Here is a 20,769-nt window from a genome sequence, read left to right on the forward strand (position 1 = left end):
TTTATACAATCAATTACATCTAAATAAATGGAGATCCTCATGGAAAACTTGAACATGGACCTGCTGTACATCGCTGCTGCAATGATGATGGGTCTGGCGGCTATCGGCGCCTCCATCGGTATCGGTATCCTGGGTGGCAAGTTCCTGGAAGGTGCGGCTCGTCAACCTGACCTGATCCCTGTTCTGCGTACCCAGTTCTTCATCGTTATGGGTCTGGTAGATGCGATCCCGATGATTGCCGTTGGTCTGGGTCTGTATGTGATGTTTGCGGTTGCTGGCTAAGTCGTTGCGACTCTCCAGGCATAACCCATTAACTAACTTAAGAGGACATCGGCTGTGAATATCAACGCCACCCTCCTCGGCCAAGCAATTGCTTTTTTCATCTTCGTAGTGTTTTGCATGAAGTACGTATGGCCGCCGTTGATCGCTGCCATCGAAGCCCGTCAGAAAGAAATTGCTGATGGTCTCTCTTCTGCCGAGCGTGCCAAGAAAGATCTGGATTTGGCCAAGGCCAACGCCACCGATCAGCTGAAAGAAGCCAAGCACCAGGCTGCCGAAATCATCGATCAGGCCAACAAACGCAAGGCCCAGATCATTGATGAGGCCGCTGTCGGCGCTCAAGCAGAGCGGGAAAAAATCCTGGCTCAGGGCCGTGCAGAGATCGAAGCTGAACGTCATCGTGCCAAAGAAGAACTGCGCAAGCAGGTTGCTGCTCTTGCCATCGCGGGTGCAGAGAAGATCCTGGCACGCCAAATCGACCAGGCTGCCAACAGCGACATCGTCGACAAACTGGTAGCAGAACTGTAACGGGAACGGGGCTATGTCTGAACTGACTACTATCGCTCGCCCCTACGCCAAGGCTGCTTTCGAGTTTGCCGTTGAGCACAAGGCGGTTGACCAATGGCTGGAGATGCTCGGCTTCGCTGCACAAGTTGCAGAGAACGAGACCATCCACGTTCTGGTTAACGGCTCCATGGCTGCCGAAGAGCTTGCAAATCTGTTTGTGGGCGTCTGCGGTGAGCAGCTCAACGAGCATGGTCAGAACCTGATCCGGGTGATGGCCGAGAATGGTCGCTTGGGTGTGCTGCCGGCTGTCGTTGCTGAATTTGTAGCGCTCAAGGCTGAACTGGACAAAGAAGTTCAGGCTGACGTGATTTCGGCGATCGAACTGACCGACCAGCAGAAAGCCAATATTCAGGCTTCTCTGGGACAACGTCTCGCGCGCAAAGTGAAGCTGAATTGCAGCACAGATGCGTCCTTGATGGCCGGGGTGCTCATCAAGGCCGGTGATCTGGTTATCGACGGCACTGTCCGCGGTAAGCTGGATCGCATGGCCGATGCGCTGCAATCTTGATTGGGGTATTAGAGCATGCAACTGAATTCCACTGAAATCGCCGAGCTGATCAAGCAGCGCATTGCGCAGTTTGATGTCAAAAGCGAAGCGCGTAACGAAGGTACCATCGTCTCTGTGAGTGACGGTATCATTCGTATCCACGGCCTGGCCGATGCCATGCAGGGTGAGATGATCGAGCTGCCGGGCAACCGCTTCGCTCTGGCATTGAACCTGGAGCGTGACTCCGTTGGTGCCGTAGTAATGGGTCCCTATGCCAACCTGGCGGAAGGGATGAAAGTCAAAGGTACCGGCCGTATTCTGGAAGTGCCGGTCGGTCGTGGTCTGTTGGGCCGGGTGGTCAACACCCTGGGTCAGCCGATCGACGGTAAGGGTCCGGTAGACAACGACGGCTACTCGCCGATCGAAGTCATTGCCCCGGGCGTTATCGAGCGTAAGTCTGTTGACCAGCCAGTCCAGACCGGTCTGAAAGCCATCGATTCCATGATCCCTATCGGTCGTGGCCAGCGTGAGCTGATCATCGGTGACCGTCAGGTAGGTAAGACCGCCATCGCGATCGACACCATCATCAACCAGAAAGACTCCGGCATTAAGTGTGTCTACGTTGCGATTGGCCAGAAGGCCTCCACCATCGCCAACGTGGTGCGCAAGCTGGAAGAGCACGGCGCACTGGCCAACACCATAGTGGTGGTTGCCTCTGCTTCCGAAGCCGCCGCCCTGCAGTACCTGGCTCCTTATGCCGGCTGCTCCATGGGTGAGTACTTCCGTGACCGCGGTGAAGACGCGCTGATCATCTATGATGACCTGTCCAAGCAGGCCGTAGCCTATCGCCAGATCTCCCTGCTGCTGCGCCGTCCGCCAGGACGCGAAGCCTACCCGGGCGACGTGTTCTATCTGCACTCCCGTCTGCTGGAGCGTGCTTCCCGCGTCAACGTCGAGTACGTCGAGAAGTTCACCAAGGGTGCCGTGACTGGCCAGACCGGTTCTCTGACCGCGCTGCCGATCATCGAAACCCAGGCCGGCGACGTGTCTGCGTTCGTTCCGACCAACGTGATCTCCATCACCGATGGCCAGATCTTCCTGACCACTCAGTTGTTCAACTCCGGTATTCGTCCGGCAGTTGACCCGGGTATCTCCGTATCCCGTGTGGGCGGTGCTGCTCAGACCAAGATCGTCAAGAAGCTGTCCGGTGGTATCCGTACCGCGCTGGCCCAGTATCGTGAGCTGGCGGCATTCGCCCAGTTCTCTTCCGATCTGGACGATGCGACTCGCAAGCAGCTGGACCATGGTCAGAAAGTGACCGAGCTGATGAAGCAGAAGCAGTACTCCCCGATGAGCGTGGCTCACCAGTCTCTGGTGCTGTTCGCCGCCGAGAAGGGCTACCTCGCCGATGTCGAACTGAGCAAGATCGTCGACTTCGAAGCCTCTCTGCTCTCTTACGCCAATACCCAGCATGCCGAGCTGATGGCTGAAATCAATGCCAAGGCCGACTACAACGACGCGATCGTTGGCAAGCTGACTGCGTTGCTGGATGACTTCAAGGCAACCCAGACCTGGTAAGCGTGTGTGGCAGCGCAAGCTGCCACCTGATGGAGAGAAGAGATGGCCGGCGCAAAAGAGATACGTAACAAGATCGGGAGTGTGAAGAACACTCAGAAGATCACCAGCGCTATGGAAATGGTGGCAGCCAGCAAGATGCGCCGTGCGCAGGAACGCATGTCTGCCAGCCGTCCGTACGCTGAAACCATGCGCAAGGTGATCGGCCATATCGCTCAGGGGAACTTGGAATACAAGCACCCCTACCTCATCGAACGTGAGGTCAAGCGAGTGGGTTACATCGTCGTCTCCACCGACCGTGGCCTGTGTGGCGGCCTGAACATCAACCTGTTCAAAGCCGCCCTCAATGAGATGAAGGAATGGAGCGCGAAAGGTGCCAAGGTTGACCTGGCACTGATCGGCAGCAAGGCCTCCAACTTCTTTGAGCGGCACGGCGCCAAGGTGAAAGCCCATGTCTCCGGACTGGGTGACAACCCGAGCGTCAATGACCTGATTGGTTCAGTCAAGGTCATGCTGAAGGCTTACGACAACGGTGAGATTGACAGGCTGTACCTGGTGTACAACAAGTTCGTCAACACCATGGTTCAGCAACCAAAGGTCGATCAACTGCTGCCTTTGCCCGTAACAGAAGACAGCAAGCTGAACAAGAAGAACCACTGGGATTACCTCTATGAGCCGGATCCCAAGCAGCTGCTGGATACCCTGTTGATTCGTTATGTCGAATCCCAGGTGTACCAGGGTGTGGTAGAAAACTTGGCCAGTGAACAGGCAGCCCGAATGGTTGCCATGCAAGCCGCGACTGACAACGCCGGTAACCTGATTAACGATCTGCAACTGGTGTACAACAAGGCCCGTCAGGCCAGTATTACCCAGGAACTGACAGAGATCGTATCCGGTGCTGCTGCGGTGTAAGGCAAGGGTTATCAAAGATTTAGAGGATTTGACATGAGTAACGGTTTCATCGTCCAAATCATCGGCGCTGTAGTGGACATCGAGTTCCCGCAGAATGCCGTGCCCCAGGTGTACGATGCACTGAAGGTCATCAGCGAAGGCCAAGGCCAGGGTCTGGTACTGGAAGTGCAGCAACAGATCGGCGGCGGCGTCGTTCGTTGCATCACCATGGGTTCCTCCGACGGTCTGCGTCGTGGGTTGGAAGTAGTTAACAGCGGCAAGGCCATCCAGGTACCGGTTGGTACCTCGACCCTGGGTCGTATCATGAACGTACTGGGCGAGCCCATCGACGAGAAGGGTCCGATCGGCGAAGAAGAGCGTTGGTCCATCCACCGCGAAGCCCCCAGCTACGAAGATCAGTCCAACAGCGCCGAGCTGCTGGAGACCGGCATCAAGGTTATCGACCTGGTTTGTCCGTTCGCCAAGGGTGGTAAGGTCGGTCTGTTCGGTGGTGCCGGTGTCGGCAAGACCGTCAACATGATGGAGCTGATCCGTAACATCGCGATCGAACACAGCGGTTATTCCGTGTTCGCCGGGGTGGGTGAGCGTACCCGTGAGGGTAACGACTTCTACCACGAGATGATGGAGTCCAACGTACTGGACAAAGTATCTCTGGTGTACGGTCAGATGAACGAGCCGCCCGGAAACCGTCTGCGCGTGGCGCTGACCGGTCTGACCATGGCCGAGAAGTTCCGTGACGAGGGTCGTGACGTGCTGTTCTTCGTGGACAACATCTACCGTTATACCCTGGCCGGTACCGAAGTATCCGCACTGCTTGGCCGTATGCCGTCCGCAGTAGGTTACCAGCCGACCCTGGCCGAGGAGATGGGCGTTCTGCAAGAACGTATCACCTCCACCAAGACTGGTTCCATCACCTCAGTTCAGGCCGTTTACGTGCCTGCGGATGACTTGACCGACCCGTCTCCGGCGACCACCTTCGCCCACCTGGATGCGACCATCGTTCTGTCCCGTCAGATCGCGGCACTGGGTATCTACCCGGCCGTTGACCCGCTGGACTCCACCTCCCGTCAGCTGGATCCGCTGGTGGTAGGCAAGGAGCACTACGAGACCGCTCGTGGTGTGCAGATCGTGCTGCAGCGCTACAAAGAGCTGAAGGACATCATCGCCATCCTGGGTATGGATGAACTGTCAGAAGAAGACAAACTGACCGTATCCCGTGCCCGTAAGATCGAGCGTTTCCTGTCCCAGCCGTTCTTCGTGGCCGAAGTATTTACCGGTTCTTCCGGCAAATACGTGCCGCTGAAAGAGACCATTCGTGGTTTCCAGGGCATCCTGAAAGGCGAGTACGACGATCTGCCAGAGCAGGCGTTTTACATGGTTGGTAGCATCGACGAAGTCGTCGAGAAAGCCAAGAAACTGTAAGTCTCGATAGGAGGGCCCATGGCTGAGATGATCTCATTTCACCTGGATGTGGTGAGCGCCGAAGGGAAACTGTTTTCCGGTCGCGTGCAATCCGCTCAGGTAACAGGCTCCGAGGGTGAGCTGGGTCTCCGTCACGGTCATGCTCCGTTGCTGACTGCCATCAAGCCGGGCCTGGTCCGCTTGATCAAGCAAAATGGTAGCGAAGAGGTGCTGTACATCTCCGGCGGCATGCTGGAAGTACAACCCGAAGCCGTGACCGTGCTGGCCGATACCGCCATTCGTGCCGACGACTTGGATGAGGCGAAAGCCCAGGAAGCCAAGCGCCGTGCCGAAGAGCGGATCAACAGCTCCCATGGTGATATCGACTATGCTCAGGCATCTGCCGAGCTGGCCAAAGCGATGGCCCAGCTGCGGGTTATCGATATCGTCAAAAAGAATTACCGCTAATCACGGTGATGCAAAAAGCGACCTTCGGGTCGCTTTTTTTTTATCCGTTGGATAGACTCCGCCGGGTATTTCCTCATGTTTCAAAGGCTAGCTATGTCTCTCAACGTCGTGATCCTGGCTGCGGGTAAAGGTACTCGTATGCGTTCCGTTCTGCCCAAGGTGCTGCACCCGGTAGCCAACAAACCCATGGTGTCCCATGTCATCGAGACCGCTCGCCAGATCGGTGCCGAGCAGTTGCACCTGGTCTACGGCCACGGCGCCGAGCTGCTGAAGGAGCGGATCGCCGCTCCGGACCTGAACTGGGTGCTGCAGGCGCAGCAGCTGGGCACAGGCCATGCGGTCGCCCAGGCCATCCCGTTCTGGCAGGACGAAGACGACGTGCTGGTACTGTACGGCGACACCCCGCTGATCCAGCCGGAGACCCTGCAACGGCTGCTGGCCGCCAAGGCTGACGACGGCATGGCGCTGCTGACCGTGGTGCTGGACAACCCGACCGGCTATGGCCGCATAGTGCGTGCGCACGGCCAGGTGGTCGGCATCGTCGAGCAGAAGGATGCCAACGCCGAGCAGCTCGCCATCCGCGAGGTGAACACCGGCGTGCTGGTAGCCAAGGGTGCGCAGCTGCGCAGCTGGCTCTCTCGCCTGGACAACAAGAATGCCCAGGGCGAGTTCTATCTCACCGACGTGATCGCCATGGCCCATGGGGATGGCTGCCCCATCGCCGCCGTCCACCCGGACAGCGCCATGGAAGTGGAGGGGGCCAACAACCGGGTCCAGCTGGCGGCGCTCGAGCGTAGCTATCAGAAGATGCAGGCCGAGAAGTTGATGATCGCCGGCGTCACCCTGATCGATCCGGCTCGCTTCGATCTGCGCGGCACGCTGGAGATAGGTGAAGAGGTGGTGATCGACGTCAACGTCATCATCGAGGGCAAGGTGAAGCTCGGCAATCATGTGCGCATCGGCGCCGGCGCCGTGCTGAAGGATTGCGAGATCGGCGATCACAGCGAGGTGAAGCCCTACTCCGTCATCGAAGGCGCCCAGGTGGCCGATCAGTGCTCGGTGGGCCCCTTCGCCCGCCTGCGTCCCGGCGCCGTGCTGGAGCAGGACGCCCATGTGGGCAACTTCGTCGAGATGAAGAAGTCCCGGCTCGGGGTCGGCTCCAAGTGTGGCCACTTGACCTATCTGGGGGATGCCGAGATCGGTGCCAGGGTGAACATAGGGGCCGGCACCATCACCTGTAATTACGATGGGGTGAACAAGTTCCAGACCATCATCGAGGATGATGTGTTCGTCGGCTCCGACACCCAGCTGGTGGCGCCGGTGCGCATCGGCAAGGGGGCCACTCTGGGGGCGGGCTCTACCATCACCAAGGACGTGGCCGAGCACGAGCTGGTCATCACCCGGGTACCCCAGCGTCACATCAAGCACTGGGCCCGCCCGGTGAAGAAGAAGTGATGCCCGATCAATGAAATGAAACCGGCGCCCTTGGGCGCCGGTTTTGTTTTTGGCTTGTCGGCTATGACTCGCGGGTGGAGGAGGGCGTGGCCATCACCTGGTACCAGTCCAGCTTGCGGGTCAGCATCATGAGCAGCGCCAGTATGGCAAACAGCAGCAGGGCGCCGAGCAGCAGGGCTATCTCCTCCGCCTGCAGCAGCCCGAACAGGATGGCGTAGACCAGTCCGAGCAGGGCCGCGAAGCCGAGCCCCTGACGCGGCCCGCCCAGCACATGGCTCAGGTAGAAGCCGTTGAGCGCTACGCTGGCGAGGCTGGCGACGAGATAGGCCAGGCCAAAGCCGAGGTGCTCGGTCAGCGCCAGCAGCACCAGATAGAAGATGACCAGCCCCATGCCCACCAGCGTGTACTGGATCGGGTGAACCCGCAGCCCCTTGAGCAGCTCGAACATGAAGAAGCTGAGGAAGCTGAGGCCGATAAACAGCAGGGCATACTTGGCGGCCCGCTCGTTCTGCTGATAGTGATCCACCGGCTGTACCAGGCTGACGCTGAAACTCGGCAGCTCGGTCCCCACCCCCTTCATCATGCGGTTGAAGCGCGTCTCCATGTCGGTGGCGAACCAGCTGGTCTGCCAGCTGGCATCGAAGCCCTGTTCGTTCAGGGTGCGGCTGCCCGGCAGGAAATCGCCGATGAAGTTGGGATGGGGCCAGTTGCCACTTAGCCTAAGCTTGCTGTCCTGGCCGAGGGGCACCACCTCCAGCGCGTTCATGCCCTGCAGATCCAGCTCGATGTGAAAGCGCCCGTCCTCGCCGGGCAGGGCCTCGAGCTGAGCATGAATGCCAGCCATCCCATCCCCCAGCAGGGCGCCGGGCACGAAGGGGATGCGCCGCTCCCCGAGTCGCAGCTCGGGCACGCTGTTGATGCCGCGCGCATCGGACAGCACCAGGCTGAGGTAGGGCTTGCCCGGGATCAGGGCGGGATCCGCGCCGTCGAAACTCAGATCCGGATTGCCGGCCACCAGCGCCTTGTCGGTCAGGCTCACCGGCAAGCGGCCGGAGAGGGAGAGGCGGCTGTGATAGACCTGAGCCTGATAGATGCCGAGCTTGCGCGGGGTGACTTCCATGCTGGCCAGCACATCCAGCTGATCCGGCAGCAGGTAGCGATAGACCCGCTCCTCGCGCACGAAACGCTTGCCGTCCTGCTCCACGGTGACGGCCCTGGTATAGGGTTTCACCAGCACGGGTCCCAGCAAGCGCTGTGGGCCGCTGCTGCTGGCCATGATGCTGTGGATGGCCTGGCTGAGATAAGCCTGACGCTCCCGGTTCAGCTCCATGATGGAGTGAACGGGGATCATCAACAGCAGGCTGAGCAGTAGCAGCAGGACAATCTTGTGGGTGAGTATCTGTTTGACCATGACGCATCTCCTTGTTGATGGGCGCCATGGTGCAGAGTCAGGGTGAAGGGGTGATGGGGCCCTGTGAAGTGAGGGTGAAGGGCCATAAAAAAACCGGCGCCAGGCGCCGGTTGAGGGAAGGGGTTACAGCTTCTTCAGCTGGGCCGGCAAGGCGGCGAACACCTCTTCCCTGGCTCTGAGCGAGGCAAACTGTTTGCCCGGCTTCTGGATGACGGTGTGGACGAAGATGAGCTTCTTGTCCTGCTTGCTGGCCCAGCCGACGAACCAGCCGATCTGCTGCTCCCGGTTGAGGCTGCCATCCAGCAGCTTGGGATAGCCCATGCCAGTCTTGCCGTGGATCTGCCAGCCATCGATGTCCGGTTGGCGCAGTATGGCGCTGGTGTGGTTCAGGGTCTGGGCTGAGACCGGCAGCTTGCCGCTCACCAGCTTGCCGAGGAAGCGGGCCTGCTCCTGCGGGCTGATGGCGAGGCTGGAGCTGAGCCAGGCCTGGGTCAGACCGTCGTGCTTGCCCGGGTTGCCCGCGAGATCCCGGTTGCCGTAGTCGAAGCGGTCGACGTATTGCTGGAGGCGCGCCGCCCCGAGCCACTCGGTGAGGCGCTGGGAGTACCAGATGACGGAGTACTTCATCCAGCTGCTCGGGCTGGTGGTCTCCCGCCACTCGGGCAGAAAGTCGGCATCGCCGGGTTTGAACGGCAGGGCCGGCAGCTGTTCATCTACCAGGAAGCCGCTGTCATAGCCCATCAGGGCCAACGGGATCTTGAAGGTGGAGGCGGGTGGCAGCTGGCTGGCGCAGTCACCCTCGGCGCTGAGTGGTTTGCCTGTGCCATCGGCAAACAGCAGGCAGCCGGAGGCGGCGCTGGTGGGCAATGAGCAGAGCAGGCCGGCGGCGAGCAGGCCGGACAGCAGGATGCGGGACATGAATATCTCCTTGATTCATCTGAATACGCGTCTATGCCCCTGGTGGGGCAAGCTCTCGAGGAGGCACAGCCTAGCGTCGCTCTGTGTGCTCGGTGTGAAGTCAGCCGGCCGGCAGCCACAGCTCGGCCAGTACCCCGCCTTCCGGCAGGTTGCCCAGGGTCAGTTGGCCGCCGTGCTGGCGGGCCACCTCGGCGGCAAAGCTGAGCCCGAGGCCGCTGCTCTTGCCCTTGTCGGGTCTGGGCAGGGAGTAGAAGCGCTCGAAGATCCGCGGCAGCGCATAGTCCGGGATGCCGGGCCCCTGATCCCGCACCCGGAAGCAGTAGCCGTCGGCGCTCATCTCGCCGCTCAGCCAGACTCGGCCGCCCAGGGGGGAGAAGTCGAGGGCGTTATCCAGCAGGTTGCCGAGGGCCTGCTCCACCAGCAAGGGATCCCATCGCTGCTTGGGGGCCTCGCCGAGCTCGGCCTGCAGGCTTATCTGGCGACGCTCTGCGACTATCTGGCGGGCATCCAGGGTCCGCCTGCCCAGCCTGGCGGGTGCGATGGCCTGTCTGTCCAGCCCCTGACCCGATTCGAGGCGCGCGAGCTGCAGCATGCGCTCGATCAGCCGCTGCATGCGGGCCGTCTCCAGGTTGATGTTGCCGATAAAGCGCTGGGCGACCTCCGGTGGTGGCGCCTCGGTCAGTATCTCCCCTGCCCCGCGAATGGCCGCCAGCGGGCTCTTCAGCTCGTGGGTCAGGCTGTGCACATAGCCTTCGATGTAGGACTTGCCGTCGAGTTGGCGGCGCATGGTCTCCAGGGAGCGGCCGAGCCGGTCCAGCTCCGGGCTGTGGAGCCTGGGCAGGCTGGCGGGCTGATCCTGACTGACCGCATCGGCGTAGTGCACCAGCTTGCCGATGGCGCGGGTGAGCCACCACACCAGCAGGGCGCCGATCAGCAGCGCGAGGCAGAGTAGCACCGCTGCCCCCTGCAGCAGCTGGCGCTCGCTGCGCTCTATCATGGGCAGCAGGGTGCGGTTGGGCTTGGCGACCGTGAGGGAGCCGAGGATCTGCTCACCCGAGCGCAGCGGGGCGGCCACGTGCATCACCGAGCTGGCGGGATCGTCCGGGTCACTGCGGGTGCTGCGGGCGCCGTACTCACCGCGCAGGGTGCGGTAGACGTCGTTCCAGCGGGAGTAGTCCTTGCCGAGATCCTGACCGCTCGAGTCATAGACCACCTTGCCCTGGGCGTCGGCCACGTAGATGCGGTACTCCGCCTGCTGCTTGAGGTGGCCGTCGATCAGGGCGTTGATGGGGCTCTGGTTGAGGCGGGCGAAGGCGCCGGCCAGTCGGCCATCCTCCATCCTGCCTTCCTGCAGATCGTCAAGCGCCAGCGGGGCCAGCAGCTGGGCCATGTCGACCAGGGTGTCCTCAGTGGCGCTGCGCACCCCGGGTTTTATCTCCTCGACGAAGATCTCCAGCACGAACCAGGCGGCCAGCGCGAAGATCAGCACCAGTCCGCACAGCAGTTGCAGCCCTATTCTCATGCCCACACCCGGCTGCACAGCTGTTGCCGTTCTCTTGTCATGTGAGCCTCAGTCCACGCAGCCGTTGCAATCCCGCTTCTCATGCCAACTCCAGGCTGTAGCCCAGCCCGCGATGGGTCAGGATCAGATTTGCTTCCGAGTCCCGCTCCCGCAGCTTGGCGCGCAGGGTCTTGATGTGGGTATCCACGGTGCGATCCAGGCTCTCCTCGGCCCCGCTCCACACCAGATCCATCAGCTGCTGGCGGGAGTAGACCCGGCCCGGCGCCTGCATCAGGGTCTTGAGCAGCAGGTACTCGTAGCGAGTGAGCGCCAGCGCCTGGCCGTGGAAGCAGATACGGGCCCGCTCCTCGTCCAGCACCAGCGGCTGGCTGGTGGCCTGAGCGACCGGCTGGCTACGGCGCAGTATCACCCGCACCCTGGCGCACACCTCCCGCGGCGAGAACGGCTTGGCCACGTAGTCATCGGCCCCTATCTCCAGCCCGATCAGCCGGTCTATCTCCTCGCTGCGGGCGGTGAGGAACATCAGCGGCGTGTCGCAGCGGGCCCGCACCTGCTTGCATAGCTCGAAACCGCCGATGTCTGGCAGCCCCACATCCAGGATCAGAAAATCCGGTCGCGTCTGTTCCAGTCGCGCCAATAAAGGCTGGCCGAGGGGGAACCACTCCACCTCGAAGCCGTCGGTCTGCAGCGCATAGATCAGGGTATCGGCGATGCTGGCTTCATCTTCCACCAGCCAGATGACTCGTTTTTGCATGGCGTCCTCGTCGCAAATCGGCCTGCCCATTCTGGCATCGAACCAAATTGGATCCTATTTGCGGTTTTATTTTTCCAAAAAAGGCGCTAACATTTCGACATTCTTTCGAATCGAAACTTTAAGATGACCAAACGCAACACTCAACAGCGTCGCCACACCATAGTGACCCTGGTGCAGGAACAGGGCGAAGTGAGCGTCGATACCCTCGCCAAACACTTCTCCACCTCGGAGGTGACCATCCGCAAGGATCTGGCCGTGCTGGAAACCGGTGGCCTGCTGCTGCGCCGTTACGGTGGTGCCGTGCCCCTGCCGAGCGAGATGGTGGTCGACAGCAATCCGGAGCAGGTTTCGAAACGAAAGCTGGCCATCGCCCGCGCCGCCGCCGAGCGCATCCGCGATCATAACCGCGTCATCATCGACAGCGGCAGCACCACCAGTGCCATGATCCCCATGCTGGGCAACAAGCGCGGCCTCATCGTCATGACCAACTCCCTCAACGTGGCCGGCGCCCTGCGCGAGCTGGAGAACGAGCCCACCCTGCTGATGACCGGCGGCACCTGGGATCCCCACTCCGAATCCTTCCAGGGCCAGGTGGCGGAGCAGGTGCTGCGCTCCTACGACTTCGACCAGCTGTTCATCGGTGCCGATGGCATAGACCCGGAGCGAGGCACCACCACCTTCAACGAGCTGGTGGGCCTGTCCAGGGTGATGGCCGAGGTGTCCCGCGAGGTCATCGTCATGGTCGAGTCGGAGAAGATCGGCCGCAAGATCCCCAATCTGGAGCTGCCCTGGGCACAGATCCATACCCTGGTCACCGACGCCGGCCTGGCCGACGAGACCCGGCAACTACTCGAATCCAAAGGGGTGACGCTGATCTGCGCCCCCCTCGCAGGCTGAATCTCGCCTGCTATCCCATTGTTTGTTAACAGTTCAAGTTCAAGGAGAAGTCTATGTGTGGCATCGTCGGGGCCGTGGCCCAACGTGATGTGGCTGAAATTCTGGTGGAAGGCCTGCGCCGTCTCGAGTACCGCGGTTATGACTCCGCCGGGGTGGCCGTGTTCAGCGCCAACCAGCCGCTGCAGCGGGTGCGTCGTCTGGGCAAGGTGGCCGAACTGGCCAAGGCGCTGGAAGAGCAGTCCGTCCACGGCGGCACCGGCATCGCCCACACTCGCTGGGCGACCCACGGTGAGCCGTCCGAGCGCAATGCCCATCCCCACGTCTCCGAACATATCGTGGTGGTGCACAACGGCATCATCGAGAACCACGAAGAGCTGCGCAGCAGGCTGCAGGGCATGGGTTACGAGTTCAGCTCCGACACCGACACCGAGGTGATCGCCCATCTGGTACACCACGAACTGAAATCCGCCCCCAGCCTGCTGGCCGCCATGCAGGTGGCGGTGAAGCAGCTGCGTGGCGCCTACGGCACTGTGGTGATGGACAGCCGCGACGACAGCCGCGTGGTGGTGGCCCGCTCCGGCTCCCCGCTGGTGATCGGCCGCGGCATCGGCGAGAACTTCATCGCCTCCGATCAGATGGCGTTGCTGCCGGTGACCCGCCGCTTCATCTTCCTGGAAGAGGGGGACGTGGCCGAGGTGACCCGTCGCGACGTGCACATCTTCGACACTCACGGCGACGCCGTGGTGCGCGAGGAGCTGGAGTCCGAGCTCTCCCACGATGCCGGTGACAAGGGCGAGTACCGTCACTACATGCTCAAAGAGATCTACGAGCAGCCCAAGGCCATCACCAATACCCTGGAAGGCCGCCTCGGCACCGATCACGTGGTGATCGAGTCGTTTGGCAACGGCGCCCGCGCCATCTTCGACCAGGTCGAGCACATCCAGATCGTCGCCTGCGGCACCTCCTACAACTCCGGCATGGTGGCCCGCTACTGGTTCGAAGAGATCGCCGGTGTCTCCTGCGACGTGGAGATCGCCTCCGAGTTCCGCTATCGCAAGTCGGTGGTGCGCCCCAACAGCCTGCTGGTGACCCTGTCCCAGAGCGGCGAGACCGCCGATACCCTGGCCGCCCTGCGGCTGGCCAAGGAGTCCGGCTACATGAGTTCGCTGGCGATCTGCAACGTGCCGGGCTCCTCCCTGGTACGCGAATCGGATCTTGCCTTCATGACCCGGGCCGGGGCCGAGATCGGCGTCGCCTCCACCAAGGCCTTCACCACCCAGCTGGCCGGCCTGCTGATGCTGGTGGCCTCCGTCGGTCACTGCCGTGGCAACCTGAGTGCCGCCGCCGAGGCCGAGCTGGTCAAGGCGCTGCAAGCCCTGCCGCTGCGCATCAAGGAGAGCCTGGCGCTGGCCAAGCAGATCGAGACCCTGGCCGAAGAGTTTGCCGACAAGCAGCACAGCCTGTTCCTCGGCCGTGGCAGCCAGTACCCCATCGCCATGGAGGGGGCACTCAAGCTCAAAGAGATCTCCTACATCCACGCCGAGGCCTATGCCGCCGGTGAGCTGAAGCATGGCCCGCTGGCGCTGATCGATGCCGAGATGCCCATCATAGTGGTGGCGCCGAACAACGATCTGCTGGAGAAGCTCAAGTCCAACGTGGAAGAGGTGCGTGCCCGCGGCGGCATCCTCTACGTGTTCGCCGATGCGGATGCCGGCTTCAAGAGCGACGCCACCATGCGGGTGATGAGCCTCAACCACGTGGAAGAGATGATTGCCCCCATCGTCTACACGGTGCCGCTGCAGCTGCTCTCCTACCACGTCGCCCTGATCAAGGGCACGGATGTGGATCAGCCGCGCAACCTGGCGAAATCCGTGACCGTGGAATAAGCCATTGTCGGAAATGAAAAAAGAGCCGCATTGCGGCTCTTTTTTATGGGCTCGTCTGGCCGGATACCCGGCTATGACAGCCGCAGGTTGGTGATGGTCACATCGTTCAGCGAGGGCACTATGATGCCGCTGGAGATGCTCTTGGCGATCGCCTGGTTGCGGTTCTTCGAATCCGTCTTGTTGGTGACCTGATTGAGGTGGAAGTTCACGGTGCGCTCGCTGATGCCGAGTATGGTGGCGATCTCCCAGGAGGTCTTGCCCTCGCTGGCCCAGAACAGGCACTCTTTCTCCCGATCCGACAGCTCGGCCAGGCATTTCATCAGATCCGGCCTGCTCTTTATCAGTTGCAGTGCCGAGTTGAAGATGTAGCTGGCACAGAACGACAGCAGGGGAACGTTTTCAAACATCAGGTCGGAGTTGGACTTCTCCTTGCTGATGAAGGAGAGGATGCCGTGTTCCCCCTGGGGGGTATGCAGCGGGAAGGAGACGCCGTTGCGCACCCCGAAATCGGCGGCGAGGTTCATCACCTCCCGGCTGGCGCTGGGCAGCCAGGGCGAGTCGCAGTCGAGCTTGTTCCAGAAGATGGGCTGGGTCTGCTTCAGTCCCAGGAAGACCACAGGATCCTGGGTCAGGTAGTGCCGCTCCGTGTAGGCATCAAACCAGCTGGTCGGACAGTTGTTGAACAAGGCTACGTGGGATTTTTGCATGCTGATGGGGAAAATGATCAGCAAACGGAAGTAATCAAATCCCATCTGGTGACTGAAGCGCTCCAGTTGTTGCTGGATATCGCTGGTCTTCTTGGCCTTGGTGAACCGATCTATGTGTTCCCAGATCGCATCGTTAAACATGTCACTCTCCTTTTTCGACCCTTATCATCCTGATCGAAAAGATATTTTTTAGTTATTTAATGTGGTGTTGTTAGTACCAACGCCAGTAACTCCCGTGCTTGTCTAAAAATTATCCTGTTTTTTCGGCCGCAGGCCAAGGAAATCATCTGATTGCCACTGGCACGACTCTTTGAGACAATGAGAATAGTTATCATTGTTAAGATTATGTACCATGAAAAAGCTCTGGGGTCTGGCCTTGTTGCCATTGGCCGCCCACTTCGTCGCCAGTGCCGACGAACTGGTCGCGCCCGCACTGAAAAACAGCATCGCTGCCGGGAAAGCCTCCCAGCAGCGAGTAGAAAAGGCGGCCGATGCGGCCGTTTCCGCCAGGATGGAGCTGCAAAACGCGCAGCTGCAGCTGCGCGATCTGGAAGCCTACAACAGCTACATGCAGTCACTGGTGGCCGATCAGCAAAATGAACTGGGCAAGCTCAGCAGCCAGCTGGCGGCGGTAGAGCAGACCCGGCAGGGGCTGATCCCGCTGATGCTGCAGATGCAGGCCGAGCTGGAGCAGCTGGTGCAGGAGGACATCCCCCTGCGCAAGGACGATCGTCTGGCGCGCATCGAGCAGCTCAAGTTGACCATGGCCCGTGCCGACGTGAGCGAGGCCGAGAAATTCCGCCAGCTGCTGCAGGCCTATCAGATCGAAGCCGAGTACGGCAGCCGGATGGATGCCTATCCCGCTCAGCTGGAGCTGGATGGTGCCGAGCGTCGGGTCGATGTGCTGGCGCTGGGCCGCGTCTCCCTGCTGGCGATGACGGCCGATCGCAGCCAGGCCTGGCGCTGGTCTGCGGAGAGCAAGAAGTGGCTGGCACTCGACAGCCAGTGGCTGGAGCCCATCGCCGAGGCGCTGGACATGGCTGCCGACAAGCGAGTCCCGCAACTGTTGCATGTGCCCCTGTCTGTCGCGCGTAGCCAGGAGGCTCAGTCATGAAATGGTTCCCCCTTCTTATCACGCTCTCCCTCGGCTCTCACGCGGCCCTCGCCAACGACGACTGGCAGGCGCAGGAGCAGGCTCGTGAGCAGAATGCCCAGCAGGATCTGGCCTCGGTCGCCGATCAGCTGAGCGGTGCTCGCGCCAGGCTGGCCGCGGCCCAGAGCCTGAGCAAGCAGCTGGCCAGCCAGTTTGCCGACAATGAAAAGCAGCTGGTTGAACTCAACGCTCAGTGGGAGCAAGCCTCCGGCGACATGAACGAGATCTTCGCCGTCACCCGTCAGGGGGCGAGCGATGCGGTCAAGCTGCTGGCCGAATCCTCGGTGCAGGGTCAGTTCCCGGATCGACTGGCGGCGCTGAAGGTGCTGGCACAGGACAAGCAGGTGCCGGATCGCGCCGCCCTCGCCCTGTTGCCCGCCACCCTGCTGCAGGAGATCCGCGAATCGGGCCGGGTGGCGCAGTTCAGCGGCAAGGTGCTCGATGCCCAGGGCGCGGCCAGCGAACAGTCGCTGACCCGGATCGGCAGCTTCGCGCTGTTCGGGAGCGCCGGTTTCCTGCAGCCGAGTGGTGAAGGGCTGAGCCCGGTACTGGGTCTGCCCGGCGGCCTGCTGTCCGAACTGACCACCTATCAGGGCAAGGAAGGTGAGGCCCTGCCGCTGGATCCCTCCCACGGCGTGCTGCTCGACATGCTGGCCCAGGCCCCCACCTTCTGGCAGCAAGTCCAGCAAGGGGGGCAGGTCGGCGCCATCATAGTGCTGCTGGCCGCCATCGGTCTGGGCATTGCCGGGGTGCGGTTGTGGACGCTGTCCCGCGAACTGACCCTGGTGCGCCGCCAGCTCAAGAGCGGTGAATACCATGCCAACAATGCCCTCGGCCGGGTGCTGACAGTGGCAGAGCAACATCCCGAGCTGAGCATGGAGACCCTGGAGCTGCGGCTCGATGAGGCGATCCTGCAGGAGACTCCACGGCTGGAGCGCGGCATCGGCATGGTCAAGGTCATCGCCGCCATTGCGCCCATGCTGGGTCTGCTCGGGACTGTGACCGGCATGATCGGCACCTTCCAGGCCATTACCCAGTTCGGCACCGGCGATCCCAAGATCATGGCGGGCGGCATCTCCATGGCGCTGATCACCACGGTACAGGGGCTGGTGGCCGCCATTCCGCTGATCCTGGCCCACAGCCTGCTGCAATCCCGCTTCACCGAGCTCTCCAATGTGCTGGAGCAACAGGTCGCCGGCATCCTGGCCGAGCGCGCCGAGAGCAACGGAAACGGGATGGAGCGGGTGGCATGATGCTCGACATCTGGCAGCAGTTGCAGAGTTTCATGGGCCGTGGCGGCCCCGTGCTCTGGGTCATTCTGGCCCTGCTGGTGCTGATGTGGATTCTGATGATCGAGCGGCTGCTCTACCTCAACCTGGGCTTTGGCCCGCTGCAGCAGCAGCTGTTCAGTCGCTGGCAGGGGCGCGTCGAGCGCCACAGCTGGCATGCTCAGGCTATTCGTGGCCGCTGGCTGGCCGAGGCCGAGCTGGAGCTCAACCGTCATCTGATCTTCATCCGCACCCTGGTGGTGCTCTGCCCCATGCTGGGTCTGCTCGGCACAGTGACCGGCATGATAGGCGTATTCGATGCGTTGGCCGCCGCCAACCGCTTTAACCCGGAGAGCATGGCGGGCGGGATCTCCCGTGCCACCATCCCCACCATGGCAGGCATGGTGGTGGCGCTCTCCGGCGTGTTGTTACTCAGTCGTCTCGAGAGCCAGGCCAAGCGTGCGCTGGCCAAGACCAGGGACGGCCTGCGAGAAGAGAAGGTAATGCAATGAGACGGCAATCCAAACGCCAGCGTGATGAAGTGCAGATCGACATGACTCCCATGCTGGATATCGTGTTCATCATGCTGATCTTCTTCATCGTGACCACCTCCTTCGTACGGGAAGCCGGGCTCGAGGTGCACAGGCCCCAGGCGAGCCAGGCCAAGGCGCAGAAGTCCTCCAGCATCATGCTGGCGATCGGCGCCCAGGGGCAGATATTCCTCGACCGCAAACAGGTGGATGTGGAGCGGGTGCAGGCCAGCCTGGCCCGTCTGCAGTCGGAGCAGCCCGACGCCAGCCTGGTGATCCAGGCCGATGAGCGGGTGCCTCACGGCAAGGTAGTGCGGGTGATGGATGAGGCCAAGGCCGCCGGAATAGCCAACATCGCCGTGGCGGTGGCACCGAAATGAAATTCAAGCTGATGAGCCTGGGACTGGGGGTCGCCCTCAGTCTGGGGATCCTGCTGTTCATGGCCACCCTGGTGGAGCCCCCCAGGGGGGAGAAGGCCTCGGCCGAGCAGAAGTCCATCGTCATCAACATGCAGACCGAGGTGAACGAGGTACAGGTACGCGAGCGGCCGGTACCGCAAGAGCCCGAGCCACTGCCTGAGCCTCCTGCCGCCCTGGCCTCCACGCCGCTGCCCATGCCGGCGGCGGCGCCCCTGCCCTCGGTACAACCCAGCCTGGATCTGGTGTCCAGCCTGAGTGCCGTGCAGGTATCTGCCCCCGGGGTGGCCACCAGTCCCACTCCGGTGGCGAGCGGCAACTTTCATGGTCAATCGGAAGGGATGGGGGTCGGCGTTGGCGACATGCTGACCCCGCTGCAGCGGGTCGAACCGGTCTATCCATACCGTGCCCAGCAGGCTGGCATCGAAGGGTCGGTGACGGTTCGCTTCACCATCAACAGCGAGGGGCGGGTCGAGAATGTGGAAGTGATTGAGGCCAAGCCCAAGCGCCAGTTCGAGCGGGCGGCCATTCAGGCGGTCAGCAAGTGGCGCTACCAGCCACGGCCTGGCGCGACCGACAAGCTGGAGCAAGTCATCAATCTCAAATTCAAGTTGGAGTCATAACGATGCTGCGGATCTGGATCTGCCTGCTGGCCCTGGTCAGCCAAGCCTGCCTGGCCATGGAGGTGAGCCCTCATTTCTCCCGCCAGCTGGAACCCGTGATGAAGCTCTACCAGTCGGGGCAATGGCAACAGGCCCAGAACAAGGCCACCGGGCTCAAGCCTGGCTCAGATGCCGAGCGGGCCTGGTTGGCCCAGTTGCAGGCCTCCCTGGCCGCCAACTTGCAGCAGACCGCGCAGGCGAGCCGCTACGTCGAGCAGGCGCTGGCCTATAAAGAGTGGCCGGAGCAACAGCAGCTTCAGTTGCTGCGCCTGCGTGGCGACATCCAGGCCCAGCAATCCAACTGGTCCGGTGCCATCGCCAGCTACAAGGCGGCGTTGGCACTGAAGCCGGACGATGCGCTGCGGTTGCGGTTGGCGGGCCTCTATTACCACAACAAGCAGTACGGTGAGGCCGCGAGCCAGAGCGAACAGCTGCTGAAGAAAGGCTGGCACAAGCAGGCTGCCATCATTCGCCTCTCTGCCCTCACCGCCCAGCAGCGTTACGGGATGGCGGCCGATCAGGTCGGCGAGCTGATCCGTCACGAGCCCAAAGAGAACAAGTGGTGGCAGCAGGCCGTGTCGCTGAACCTGTCGGCCAAGCGTGGGGACCAGGCGCTGGCCCTGCTGCAGACCGCCATCGATCGTCAACTGATGGACGACGCTGCCGCCCGCAATCAGCTCATTCGCCTCTATGCCTGGCAGGGGCTGCCTTATCGCGGCGCCCGCCTGCTGGAGGCGGCCATGGCCAAGGGACAGATGCAGGCGAGTGCCGAGAACCAGCAACTGCTGGCCCAGCTGTGGGAAGGTGCCCGTGAGTGGCCAAAAGCGGTGGATAGCTGGCAGATACTCGCCAAGCAATATGCGCACCCCAAGGCCGGCATGCGTGCCGCCGAGCTGTTGCTGCAACAGGGCAAGACGGATGCGGCCATGAGCCAGCTGGCCGTCATCAAGTCGACCAAGGGTGAGCAGGGCAACAGGGCCAAGGCGCTGCTGGTGCAGGCATACCTTAATAAGGAGCAGTATGCCCAGGCGCTGACACTGGCGTTGGAGCTGCAGCGGGAAAGCAACTGGCAGCAGCGCGCGACCAGCTGGGTCAACTATATCCAGGCCCAGAGCGAAGGGGTGAACAAAAAAGCGGCATGAAATTGGAGAAAAGTTCGAGTTTTATACGTGTCAGCCTGCTTTTTCAGCAAACGAGATCTTTTTCACAAAAAGCCCTTGTCATCCCGGCCTGGCTCCCTATAATGCGCCCCTACCAGCACGGCAGAACACGCCGGACTGATGAGCCAGCTTCCTTAGTGAAGTGGGCGCCGAAAGAAAAGCGAAAACAAGCGCTTGACTTTCGAAGTGAGGAGCGTAATATGCGCCTCCTCAACGCGATAAGCGTGACGCTCTTTAACAATTTGAATCAAGCAATCTGTGTGGGCACTCACAGCATCGAGCATCAAAAACAATTTTTGATTTTCAATGTCTGATGAAGTGACCAAAACGACTTGTTAGCA

22 protein-coding genes are annotated in these 20,769 nt (G+C 61.5%); 17 read left to right on the top strand and 5 right to left on the bottom strand.

The window, feature by feature from the left end; genetic code table 11:
* Positions 1-39 precede the first annotated feature (39 nt).
* The 8 genes from atpE (at position 40) to glmU (ending at position 7,144) form a co-directional block, all read left to right on the top strand.
* On the top strand, positions 40-282 hold the full coding sequence (gene atpE / locus KW825_RS17925) for a F0F1 ATP synthase subunit C (protein WP_005307205.1): 243 nt from the start codon (positions 40-42) through the stop codon (positions 280-282).
* Between the two features lie 54 nt (positions 283-336).
* A complete protein-coding gene (atpF, locus tag KW825_RS17930) occupies positions 337-807 on the top strand; it encodes a F0F1 ATP synthase subunit B (protein WP_042651587.1) in 471 nt (156 codons plus the stop codon).
* 13 nt (positions 808-820) lie between these two features.
* On the top strand, positions 821-1,354 hold the full coding sequence (atpH, locus tag KW825_RS17935; protein ID WP_042651588.1) for a F0F1 ATP synthase subunit delta: 534 nt from the start codon (positions 821-823) through the stop codon (positions 1,352-1,354).
* Positions 1,355-1,369: 15 nt separating this feature from the next.
* The gene (atpA, locus tag KW825_RS17940) at positions 1,370-2,911 is read left to right on the top strand and encodes a F0F1 ATP synthase subunit alpha (protein WP_042651589.1); all 1,542 of its coding nucleotides are present in this window, start codon (positions 1,370-1,372) and stop codon (positions 2,909-2,911) included.
* 42 nt (positions 2,912-2,953) lie between these two features.
* The gene (gene atpG / locus KW825_RS17945) at positions 2,954-3,820 is read left to right on the top strand and encodes a F0F1 ATP synthase subunit gamma (protein WP_042651590.1); all 867 of its coding nucleotides are present in this window, start codon (positions 2,954-2,956) and stop codon (positions 3,818-3,820) included.
* Between the two features lie 33 nt (positions 3,821-3,853).
* Complete coding sequence (gene atpD, locus KW825_RS17950; RefSeq protein WP_042651591.1) at positions 3,854-5,242, top strand: F0F1 ATP synthase subunit beta; 1,389 nt, start codon at positions 3,854-3,856, stop codon at positions 5,240-5,242.
* An 18-nt stretch (positions 5,243-5,260) separates the two neighbouring features.
* Positions 5,261-5,689, top strand: coding sequence for a F0F1 ATP synthase subunit epsilon (locus tag KW825_RS17955; protein WP_042651592.1), 429 nt, complete (start codon positions 5,261-5,263; stop codon positions 5,687-5,689).
* Positions 5,690-5,782: 93 nt separating this feature from the next.
* A complete protein-coding gene (gene glmU / locus KW825_RS17960; protein ID WP_218329955.1) occupies positions 5,783-7,144 on the top strand; it encodes a bifunctional UDP-N-acetylglucosamine diphosphorylase/glucosamine-1-phosphate N-acetyltransferase GlmU in 1,362 nt (453 codons plus the stop codon).
* A 61-nt stretch (positions 7,145-7,205) separates the two neighbouring features.
* Here the strand turns inward: glmU and creD are convergent, their stop codons facing one another.
* The 4 genes from creD to blrA all read right to left on the bottom strand — a co-directional run bounded on the left by creD (position 7,206) and on the right by blrA (position 11,749).
* Positions 7,206-8,555, bottom strand: a complete 1,350-nt coding sequence (gene creD / locus KW825_RS17965) for a cell envelope integrity protein CreD (protein WP_218329956.1) — start codon at positions 8,553-8,555, stop codon at positions 7,206-7,208.
* A gap of 123 nt (positions 8,556-8,678) precedes the next feature.
* Positions 8,679-9,473: a class D beta-lactamase gene (gene blaOXA / locus KW825_RS17970; RefSeq protein WP_218329957.1), complete on the bottom strand. Its 795-nt coding sequence runs from the start codon at positions 9,471-9,473 to the stop codon at positions 8,679-8,681.
* A gap of 100 nt (positions 9,474-9,573) precedes the next feature.
* Entirely contained in the window at positions 9,574-10,995 is a 1,422-nt protein-coding gene (gene blrB / locus KW825_RS17975; protein ID WP_218329958.1) for a beta-lactam sensor histidine kinase BlrB, read from the bottom strand.
* Positions 10,996-11,074: 79 nt separating this feature from the next.
* Positions 11,075-11,749: a two-component system response regulator CreB gene (blrA, locus tag KW825_RS17980; protein WP_218292543.1), complete on the bottom strand. Its 675-nt coding sequence runs from the start codon at positions 11,747-11,749 to the stop codon at positions 11,075-11,077.
* A gap of 123 nt (positions 11,750-11,872) precedes the next feature.
* On the opposite strand from blrA, the gene KW825_RS17985 reads away from it, so the two are divergent.
* Both KW825_RS17985 and glmS read left to right on the top strand, forming a co-directional pair.
* Entirely contained in the window at positions 11,873-12,646 is a 774-nt protein-coding gene (locus KW825_RS17985; protein ID WP_042651597.1) for a DeoR/GlpR family DNA-binding transcription regulator, read from the top strand.
* Positions 12,647-12,699: 53 nt separating this feature from the next.
* Positions 12,700-14,532 (top strand): glutamine--fructose-6-phosphate transaminase (isomerizing), encoded by a 1,833-nt coding sequence (gene glmS, locus KW825_RS17990; protein WP_218329959.1) that lies wholly within the window; start codon positions 12,700-12,702, stop codon positions 14,530-14,532.
* 71 nt (positions 14,533-14,603) lie between these two features.
* On the opposite strand, the gene KW825_RS17995 is transcribed toward glmS, so the two are convergent.
* A complete protein-coding gene (locus KW825_RS17995) occupies positions 14,604-15,380 on the bottom strand; it encodes a LuxR family transcriptional regulator (RefSeq protein WP_042651599.1) in 777 nt (258 codons plus the stop codon).
* A 211-nt stretch (positions 15,381-15,591) separates the two neighbouring features.
* Between KW825_RS17995 and KW825_RS18000 the strand changes: the two genes are divergently transcribed.
* From KW825_RS18000 to KW825_RS18030, 7 genes are read left to right on the top strand one after another with little or no spacing between them, the layout of a single operon-like run.
* Positions 15,592-16,353 (top strand): DUF3450 domain-containing protein, encoded by a 762-nt coding sequence (locus tag KW825_RS18000; protein ID WP_218329960.1) that lies wholly within the window; start codon positions 15,592-15,594, stop codon positions 16,351-16,353.
* Entirely contained in the window at positions 16,350-17,645 is a 1,296-nt protein-coding gene (locus KW825_RS18005; RefSeq protein ID WP_218329961.1) for a MotA/TolQ/ExbB proton channel family protein, read from the top strand. Before KW825_RS18000 ends, KW825_RS18005 begins: the two co-directional genes overlap by 4 nt.
* Entirely contained in the window at positions 17,642-18,172 is a 531-nt protein-coding gene (locus KW825_RS18010) for a MotA/TolQ/ExbB proton channel family protein (protein ID WP_042651602.1), read from the top strand. The genes KW825_RS18005 and KW825_RS18010 overlap by 4 nt, the downstream gene beginning before the upstream one ends.
* Positions 18,169-18,570: a biopolymer transporter ExbD gene (locus tag KW825_RS18015; RefSeq protein ID WP_218329962.1), complete on the top strand. Its 402-nt coding sequence runs from the start codon at positions 18,169-18,171 to the stop codon at positions 18,568-18,570. The genes KW825_RS18010 and KW825_RS18015 overlap by 4 nt, the downstream gene beginning before the upstream one ends.
* Positions 18,567-19,229, top strand: coding sequence for an energy transducer TonB (locus KW825_RS18020; RefSeq protein WP_042651604.1), 663 nt, complete (start codon positions 18,567-18,569; stop codon positions 19,227-19,229). Before KW825_RS18015 ends, KW825_RS18020 begins: the two co-directional genes overlap by 4 nt.
* 2 nt (positions 19,230-19,231) lie before the next feature.
* Positions 19,232-20,410, top strand: a complete 1,179-nt coding sequence (locus KW825_RS18025; RefSeq protein ID WP_218329963.1) for a tetratricopeptide repeat protein — start codon at positions 19,232-19,234, stop codon at positions 20,408-20,410.
* A complete protein-coding gene (locus KW825_RS18030; RefSeq protein WP_218329964.1) occupies positions 20,407-20,742 on the top strand; it encodes a hypothetical protein in 336 nt (111 codons plus the stop codon). The genes KW825_RS18025 and KW825_RS18030 overlap by 4 nt, the downstream gene beginning before the upstream one ends.
* Positions 20,743-20,769: the final 27 nt, after the last annotated feature.

This window comes from Aeromonas sp. sif2433, from assembly GCF_019218705.1.
GTDB classification, from domain to species: Bacteria; Pseudomonadota; Gammaproteobacteria; order Enterobacterales; family Aeromonadaceae; genus Aeromonas; species Aeromonas encheleia.

Excerpts from the sequence above, each read along its gene's own strand:
- glmS (WP_218329959.1), top strand. The coding sequence starts at position 12,700 with ATGTGTGGCATCGTCGGGGCCGTGGCCCAACGTGATGTGGCTGAAATT.
- blrA (WP_218292543.1), bottom strand. The coding sequence starts at position 11,749 with ATGCAAAAACGAGTCATCTGGCTGGTGGAAGATGAAGCCAGCATCGCC.
- KW825_RS18005 (WP_218329961.1), top strand. The coding sequence starts at position 16,350 with ATGAAATGGTTCCCCCTTCTTATCACGCTCTCCCTCGGCTCTCACGCG.
- KW825_RS18010 (WP_042651602.1), top strand. The coding sequence starts at position 17,642 with ATGATGCTCGACATCTGGCAGCAGTTGCAGAGTTTCATGGGCCGTGGC.
- atpG (WP_042651590.1), top strand. The coding sequence starts at position 2,954 with ATGGCCGGCGCAAAAGAGATACGTAACAAGATCGGGAGTGTGAAGAAC.
- KW825_RS17995 (WP_042651599.1), bottom strand. The coding sequence starts at position 15,380 with ATGTTTAACGATGCGATCTGGGAACACATAGATCGGTTCACCAAGGCC.
- KW825_RS18015 (WP_218329962.1), top strand. The coding sequence starts at position 18,169 with ATGAGACGGCAATCCAAACGCCAGCGTGATGAAGTGCAGATCGACATG.
- creD (WP_218329956.1), bottom strand. The coding sequence starts at position 8,555 with ATGGTCAAACAGATACTCACCCACAAGATTGTCCTGCTGCTACTGCTC.
- KW825_RS17955 (WP_042651592.1), top strand. The coding sequence starts at position 5,261 with ATGGCTGAGATGATCTCATTTCACCTGGATGTGGTGAGCGCCGAAGGG.
- atpH (WP_042651588.1), top strand. The coding sequence starts at position 821 with ATGTCTGAACTGACTACTATCGCTCGCCCCTACGCCAAGGCTGCTTTC.
- glmU (WP_218329955.1), top strand. The coding sequence starts at position 5,783 with ATGTCTCTCAACGTCGTGATCCTGGCTGCGGGTAAAGGTACTCGTATG.
- blrB (WP_218329958.1), bottom strand. The coding sequence starts at position 10,995 with ATGAGAATAGGGCTGCAACTGCTGTGCGGACTGGTGCTGATCTTCGCG.
- atpA (WP_042651589.1), top strand. The coding sequence starts at position 1,370 with ATGCAACTGAATTCCACTGAAATCGCCGAGCTGATCAAGCAGCGCATT.
- KW825_RS18030 (WP_218329964.1), top strand. The coding sequence starts at position 20,407 with ATGAAATTGGAGAAAAGTTCGAGTTTTATACGTGTCAGCCTGCTTTTT.
- KW825_RS18000 (WP_218329960.1), top strand. The coding sequence starts at position 15,592 with ATGAAAAAGCTCTGGGGTCTGGCCTTGTTGCCATTGGCCGCCCACTTC.
- KW825_RS18020 (WP_042651604.1), top strand. The coding sequence starts at position 18,567 with ATGAAATTCAAGCTGATGAGCCTGGGACTGGGGGTCGCCCTCAGTCTG.
- KW825_RS17985 (WP_042651597.1), top strand. The coding sequence starts at position 11,873 with ATGACCAAACGCAACACTCAACAGCGTCGCCACACCATAGTGACCCTG.
- KW825_RS18025 (WP_218329963.1), top strand. The coding sequence starts at position 19,232 with ATGCTGCGGATCTGGATCTGCCTGCTGGCCCTGGTCAGCCAAGCCTGC.
- blaOXA (WP_218329957.1), bottom strand. The coding sequence starts at position 9,473 with ATGTCCCGCATCCTGCTGTCCGGCCTGCTCGCCGCCGGCCTGCTCTGC.
- atpE (WP_005307205.1), top strand. The coding sequence starts at position 40 with ATGGAAAACTTGAACATGGACCTGCTGTACATCGCTGCTGCAATGATG.
- atpD (WP_042651591.1), top strand. The coding sequence starts at position 3,854 with ATGAGTAACGGTTTCATCGTCCAAATCATCGGCGCTGTAGTGGACATC.